We start from the raw sequence: 7465 nt of genomic DNA on the forward strand, positions 1-7465 counted from the left end.
CATTTTTTAAATTATAATTTTACAATTCGCTCATTTTATTAACTTTTCAACTTCCGGAAATTTCACAAAGTTTTTTTAGAACTTATGAAAACGCTGTCATATGTTAACAAAAAGAAACGGAAAGTTACACGTGGCAAATCGTCTTTGCTATGTGTCTTTCCGTCGCCCCTGCCAAGGTTTTCTATTATACTCAATTAAAATCAATTGAGCAAATGTTCAAATATTTAGAGAAGTAATTTACAGTTTCACTAACTTTCGTATTTCCCAGGAAATAACATAAAATCTTTAGGGTTTAAACTGGCAGAAGCCCGGGACGTTTATCGAAATAACATTCCGGGCTTCTCAACCATGAAGAAGTGGGAAGAAAGGCCGAGTATTATTATTTTTAATTTTTGGTAACTTATCTATCTGCTTAATACGAGGAACTTAAGCTTATCATTATAGGTTCGTTGTAGATATGGCCACTAATTACTTTTAGCTAACATACTTTTTACGGAAACTAAAGCGTTTCATGTGGAGTGGGGTGTTGGTATTTTCATGCAAAAAGTCTAATTAACGTACTTCAAAGTAGTTTTATTATGAGAAGATGTTTGTTAAATTCGGCCTTCTATCTTTCCACACTTTCAGTATAATCCCTCCCCAACAAAAAGACAATTAAACCGCGTCACAACGGGATTTAGATCCCCTCCAACTATTAAACAAAACCAACTTTTCTATTACTTTTTAGCTCTCTCTTAAACTATTCATTATCAAATGCAAAAGAAAAGAGACTCAAAATTTTCGAGCCTCTGCCAAGTTTTTAATTTTTCTTCTTCAAAAATCCATAACCATAAGCAAGCAATGCAAAAATAACGATTGAAAGGATTAATGGAACTCGTGTTGAATCAATAAAGAGTAAAATTACTAGAACTGCCAAGAAGAAAATAATTGTTAACCAACTAGTGATCGGATATCCTGGCATTCTGAAATTCGTAACTCCCTTTGGATTCTGCCGCCGGAACTTAATATGTGCAACCAAAATAATGATCCACGTAAAAATAAAGGTAATTGTTGAAATCCCAGCAATTACATCAAATATTCCCGCTGGCATAATATAATTCAAGATAACTGTGATAAAAAGAATCAATGAAGAGAAAGTTAATGCATGATTAGGAACTGCCTTCGCGCTTAATTCACCAAAACGTTTTGGTGCGTTCCCGCTTCGAGCTAATGAGTAGAGGGAACGACTAGTACTAAAGATCGCACTGTTAGTCGCAGACATTGCAGCCGTCAAAACCACAAAGTTTAAAATCGCAGCTGCTCCTGGAACACCGATTGCTGCAAACACTTGAACAAACGGGCTAGAAGTAGTCTTAATATGGAACCATGGGTAAATTGACATCATCGCAATCATTGATCCGATATAGAACAAACCAATGCGGACTGGTAAGGTATTAATCGCTTTTGGAATATCTTTATCTGGATTCTTAGTTTCTCCAGCTGTCAAACCGACCATTTCAATTCCCACAAAGGCAAAGACTACCATTTGGAAAGACATTAAGAAGCCCATCGGACCAGTAGGGAAAAAGCCACCCTGGTTAACTAAGTTTGAAAGGGTTACCGGCCGCCCTTCAACATGACCATGCATCACAAGTAAGACCGCGCCAACTGCTATTAAGGCTAAAATTGCAATCACCTTAATCATGGAGAACCAACTTTCTAGTTCACCAAACAGCCCAACGTTTACCATGTTTACTAACATCAATAAAATAACAATAATTAATGGACCAACCCATTGTGGTAAATTAGGGAACCAATATTTCAAGTAAATACCAGTTGCAGTAAGATCAGCCATTGCTAATGTTAGCCAACATGCCCAGTACATCCAGCCGGCAACAAATTCCATTCGGTCACCAAGGTATTCCTTAACCGAATCAATGAATGAATGTTTTGAAGTATCAGCTAAAATAAGTTCCCCTAACGCCCGCATCATAAAGAAGCAAAAGATACCGACGATCAGGTATGAAAGAATGATTGATGGACCTGCTTGGTGAATAGCTGTTCCTGATCCAAGAAAAAGACCGGTCCCAATAGCTCCACCAATAGCAATCATCGTCACATGACGACTTTTAAGCGATCGTTCTAACTTCTGTTGTTGTTTTTCGTCCATAATATGCCTCCTTAAAAATTTAGTTAATAACAAAAACGTTTTCTTAAACAAATAAAAACGTCCCTGGTAATCATCTACCAGGGACGTTTTTTAACGCGGTTCCACCCATCTTTATAGCTCACATTTGCGAACTACCTCTCGGTTGATAAGGAAACCACTCCATTTCAAACGCTCATGCCATTTAATTGGATCCAGCTTTCAGCAAATGCTAGATTCTCTGTCAACCAATTATTAAAAGTTACTCATTATTATAATGATTATCCTAACTTTGTCAAATTTAAATTACTAAAAGTCAGGCGATAATTAAATATTTAGCACTTTATCCAAGAAATTCTTCGTATCTGGATGTTGTGGATTATCAAAAATCTCTTCTGGAGTGCCTTGTTCCCGAATATCACCATTATGGAAGAAGACCACCCGATCGGCAACCTGCTTAGCAAATCCCATTTCGTGAGTTACCACGATCATGGTCATTCCCTCTTGCGCTAACCGTTTCATTACTTCCAAAACATCCCCTACCATTTCAGGGTCAAGGGCACTCGTTGGTTCATCAAAGAGCATTACATCCGGTTTCATTGCAAGGGCACGGGCGATGGCTACCCGTTGCTTTTGCCCTCCAGACAGCTTAGTTGGATCTGCCCCTGCTTTATCAGCTAGCCCAACTAAGTCAAGATAGTGCATCGCGTCCTTTTCTGCCTCTTCCTTGGTCATCTTGCCAAGTTGAACAGGTGCCAAAGTGATATTCTTCAAAACATTCATATTTGGAAAGAGATTAAAGTGCTGAAAAACCATCCCGATATTTTCCCGAACCTTATTAATATTTACTTGCGGATCAGCAATATCGTAGCCATCAATATAAATATGGCCGCTATTTGGTTCTTCAAGCTTATTAATGCAACGAAGAAAGGTACTTTTACCCGATCCTGATGGTCCAATCATGCAAACCACCTCATTGGGTTTTACGTCCAAGCTAATACCCTTCAGCACCTCATTACTTCCATAACTTTTGTGCAGATTCTTTACTTGTACTTTATAGTTTTTATCCATATTAACCCATCCTCTTTTGTACGTAGTTTGATAACCAAGTCAACAGGGTAATGATGATGATATACATCGTCCCAATGATTAACCACATCTTAAATCCTTCCATGTTCTGGGAAATGATGACAGTTCCTGTTTGTGTAAGTTCCATTACACCGATTGCGGAAAGAATTGAAGTATCTTTCAAGGTAATAATAAACTGGTTAACTAACGAAGGAATCATTAACTTAAATCCTTGGGGAGCGATAACCTTAATCAGGGCTTTGCTATATGGCAACCCTAAGCTCCGCGCTGCTTCCCACTGTCCAATATTAACGGATTCAAATCCACCTTTAACAATGGCTCCAATATAGGCCCCTTCGTTAAAAGTCAGCGTTAAGATTCCTGCTAAGAATAATGGAACTTTATGGCCAATAACATTTGGAATCCCCATGTAAATAAAGAAGGCTAAAACAATCATTGGAATACCACGGAAGATATAAATCAGGGTGCTAGAAACAGCATTGGCGAATTTGTTTTGTGCAATACCTAATACACCTAGAATTACTCCAAAAATCATCGCAAAAATAATGCCGACAACAGTTAATTCAATTGTCATCCATAATCCACGAAGCAAGGCTGGATAATTGGCGCGAATTAATCCCAAAATTGTCCGATCAGTCGCACTGCCCTTCGTTGTTTTGTCACTCTTAGTATATTTATCAATGATTTGATCCATTTGACCAGTATCTTTTAGCCATTTGATTCCATCATTCATCTTTTTCTGTAATTCTAAGTTCTTGCCCTTTTGGTATCCAACGGCAACTGGTTGTGCATCAATTGGCTTCTTTGTCACAACCTTAAGTGGAACACCTTCTTTAATTCCATATTCAAGAACAGGGCCATCATCAAAAGTAGCGGCTGTGTTTCCAGTCTTCACATCATTCCACATCGTATTTGAGGAATCAAAGTAGCGAATTTTATAACCATATTTCTTTTGGTTGTTCTTCAAAAATAATGCCGCACTCGTTCCTGACTTAGCCGAAACTGTTTTGCCTTTTAATTGGCTCATCGACTTAATATTGCTATCTTTTGCAACAGCCATAACAACCCCACTAGTATAGTAAGGTGTTGAAAAATCATACTTTTCTTTTCGTTCATCAGTAACGCTCATTCCGGCAATTACTGCATCAACTTGTCCTGCTTCAAGAGCTTGTAAGTCACCATTAAAGCTCATTGGCTTCAGTTCATACTTAAAATGCTCATGCTTAGCAATTTTCTTAAGCATTTCAATTTCAATTCCAGGATTCTTTCCTGAGTAACCACCTTTACTATCTTGAATTTCAAAGGGTTCAAAGGTGTTATTAGTTGCAAACGTATAAGTCGGTTCGGCAGCAGACACCTGCTGAGGTTCGACCATTTGCCACCCCACTACAATTCCAAGAACTGCAACAATGGTGATGATCATATTTTTTATCTTGCTGCTATGCATCTGCACCGACTCCTTTTTAATCAAATTTTAACGTTGATACTACTTTATCATCGCCAGAAAATAAAATAAATATTCTTCATTAAAGTTTGTGTTTATCTAAGATGTCAGCGTTTTAAACAATGATTTTTAAAGATAACAACCAACAAAAAGTTAATTTTATTAAGTCTATTTTATTCGTTTTCGATCTTTTCTTAGACTTTTTTAATCAAAAAAGAAGCTCAGATTTAGCACTCCGAACTTCTTTATCGAAAAATATTCTTCTATTCTTATTTATTAACTTTATTACGGAAAGGAACCGCATTTTCCTTAGTAATCTTAGTAACACCATGCATATATGGTACTAATACTTCTGGAATTGTTACGGAGCCATCAGCGTTTTGATAGTTTTCCAAGATAGCTGCCACTGTCCGCCCAACGGCTAAACCAGAACCGTTAAGCGTGTGAACATATTGTAATTTACCATTCTCATCCCGGTATTGGGTGTGCATCCGCCGTGCCTGGAAGTCCAAGCAGTTTGAACAACTCGAAACTTCACGATACTTATTTTGTGCTGGCATCCACAATTCAAGGTCATGTGTTTCAGATGCAGTAAAGCTCATATCACCAGTAGTTAAGGTAATAACATGGTATGGCAAGTTTAACTTCTTCAAGATGTTTTCAGCATTAGCAGTCATCTTTTCAAGTTCATCCCATGAGTTTTCTGGCTTAGTATACTTAACCATTTCTACCTTATTAAATTGGTGCATCCGGATCAATCCCCGGGTATCACGACCCGCTGCTCCCGCTTCAGAACGGAATGATGGTGTTAAAGCAGTAACGTAAACTGGTAATTCTTCAGTCGGGATAACTTCGCCACGGTAGTAATTAGTCAATGGAACTTCAGCAGTTGGAATCAAAGTCATATCCTCACCGTTAACTTGGTAAACTCCTTCTTTGAACTTAGGGAATTGACCAGTACCGTACATTGACTCAGCATTGACGATATATGGTGGCAAGACTTCGGTATATCCTTCCTTCATGTGCTCGTCAAGCATGAAGTTGTAAACTGCCCGTTCAAGCTGAGCACCAAGGCCTAAGTAGTAGACAAAACGCGCACCAGAAACCTTACCAGCGCGATCAAAGTCTAAAATGCCAAGGTTTTCACCGATATCCCAGTGATGCTTAGGTTCAAAATCAAAGTCCCGCACCTTACCTACTTTCCGCAATTCAACGGCACCGTCTTCCGTTAAGCTAACTGGAACGCCATCATGAGGAATGTTCGGAAGGTGAGCCATCTTATTATGAAGTTCGGCATCATTTGCTTCAACTTCAGCGTCTAATTCCTTGATCTTATCACCAAGTTCACGAGTTTCCTTAATGGCAGCATCAGCAGATTCACCATTCCGCTTAGCTTCCCCAATCTTCTTTGAGGCTTCATTACGTTGCGCCTTCATTGTTTCGGTTTGTTGAAGCAATTCACGCCGCTTCTTATCTAGCGCAATAACTTCATCAATTTCTTCTGGTTTTACACCACGCGTAGCTAACTTTTCCTTATAAAAATCAGGTTCTTGACGAATCTTTTTAATATCTAACATCGTATTTCCTCCTAATTATATAAAAAAGAGCCATTCCATCCTTTATATTTTGGGACGAAATGGCTCTAGTTCCGCGGTACCACCCAAGTTTGACTGTCTTTAGTCACCCTTCGAAGTAGATAACGGCTACTATCCGTGCAGAATTACCTGCCCACATATTTTTGCACCGGAGTTTCGGTTGACAGCTTACACCACCCGCTGCTTCTCTGAATAACCTACTTGAAATGCATTCGTGTTTTCTATTCTGCAATTATCTTATTACACTTTTTCTAATTTATCAATTGAATTTTTATTTAAAACAAAAAAGGATTTTCATTTCTGAAAATCCTTTTTTGGTTAGTTTACGCACAACTAACTTTGGTGATAAGTCCACCATTCAACATTTAAAACCTACCACCAAGCGGCTTACATTACAGTAGGCTAGCACATTTACCATACTGTTGTAATTTCTGTGCCGACTTTTGAGGTATCATTAGTACTATTTGTACTGTTGAACATTGCTTAGCACAATTGTCATGAACAATAAAAAACTTGTTGGTAGCAAATACACTTATATGATAAAACTAAACTGTTATCTGCTTATTGCTGTTGGCGTAGACAATAAGACTTTTAAGTTATCTGGGGGAGATATTGCTACTAAATGCTTAAAGTTAAGTATTCGGGGGTTTCTTATAAGCATTATCATTCTACCGTTTGACAAATTTATCTAAACAGTGTTCAGCTATTTTATGATACCTACTATATAAGGCTATAAACCTTATATCTATTAGGGAGTAGTAGTCGCAACAAACAATGCACAAAAATTGTTGCTTAACACTTAATAACTTGACTTTACCACTATCCAGTCAAGCGACAGCTACCATTATAATTAGCCTAAGTAGGCATCGGGGGGCGCCTTCTTTAAGGTTATTATAATAGCCTATATCCGCCAGTTTAAAAGGAGATTCTCCCAAGCCACCTGGCACATACTTACCACTATCTTTTGGAGTAAGTTAAGTCATTCAATAAACCATTTTATAAATAAAAGGTAAAGCACTCCTCGAGATAAATAGTAACCGTCAAGATCACTACCAGGTGGCATTTCATCTGTAGCTGTCGACCAGATGAATGGTGGCACCTGCTGGCAAGTTACAACCAATCATTTATTAAACAAGTGGCTAAACTAGCAATTTTTAAGAACTTCATTTTATTAAAAAGCTGATAATTAAATGATGATTAATCATTTATCTT

Annotated in this window: 4 protein-coding genes; all 4 read right to left on the reverse strand. The window is 37.9% G+C overall.

Annotated features, from left to right (window positions below):
* Positions 1-799: 799 nt before the first annotated feature.
* Positions 800-2149: an amino acid permease gene (locus tag LMC10_RS10085; protein ID WP_003669656.1), complete on the reverse strand. Its 1350-nt coding sequence runs from the start codon at positions 2147-2149 to the stop codon at positions 800-802.
* A gap of 303 nt (positions 2150-2452) precedes the next feature.
* The gene (locus LMC10_RS10090) at positions 2453-3196 is read right to left on the reverse strand and encodes an amino acid ABC transporter ATP-binding protein (protein ID WP_229269738.1); all 744 of its coding nucleotides are present in this window, start codon (positions 3194-3196) and stop codon (positions 2453-2455) included.
* A gap of 1 nt (position 3197) precedes the next feature.
* On the reverse strand, positions 3198-4661 hold the full coding sequence (locus tag LMC10_RS10095; RefSeq protein ID WP_228341312.1) for an ABC transporter substrate-binding protein/permease: 1464 nt from the start codon (positions 4659-4661) through the stop codon (positions 3198-3200).
* Positions 4662-4927: 266 nt separating this feature from the next.
* Complete coding sequence (gene serS / locus LMC10_RS10100) at positions 4928-6235, reverse strand: serine--tRNA ligase (RefSeq protein ID WP_229269739.1); 1308 nt, start codon at positions 6233-6235, stop codon at positions 4928-4930.
* Between the last annotated feature and the right edge of the window lie 1230 nt (positions 6236-7465).

The sequence above is a fragment of the Limosilactobacillus reuteri subsp. simiae genome, assembly GCF_020784875.1.
Lineage (GTDB): Bacteria > Bacillota > Bacilli > Lactobacillales > Lactobacillaceae > Limosilactobacillus > Limosilactobacillus reuteri_H.

Bases quoted from the DNA above. Each gene is read 5' to 3' on its own strand.
- LMC10_RS10085 (WP_003669656.1), bottom strand. From the start codon at position 2,149: ATGGACGAAAAACAACAACAGAAGTTAGAACGATCGCTTAAAAGTCGT.
- LMC10_RS10090 (WP_229269738.1), bottom strand. From the start codon at position 3,196: ATGGATAAAAACTATAAAGTACAAGTAAAGAATCTGCACAAAAGTTAT.
- LMC10_RS10095 (WP_228341312.1), bottom strand. From the start codon at position 4,661: ATGCATAGCAGCAAGATAAAAAATATGATCATCACCATTGTTGCAGTT.
- serS (WP_229269739.1), bottom strand. From the start codon at position 6,235: ATGTTAGATATTAAAAAGATTCGTCAAGAACCTGATTTTTATAAGGAA.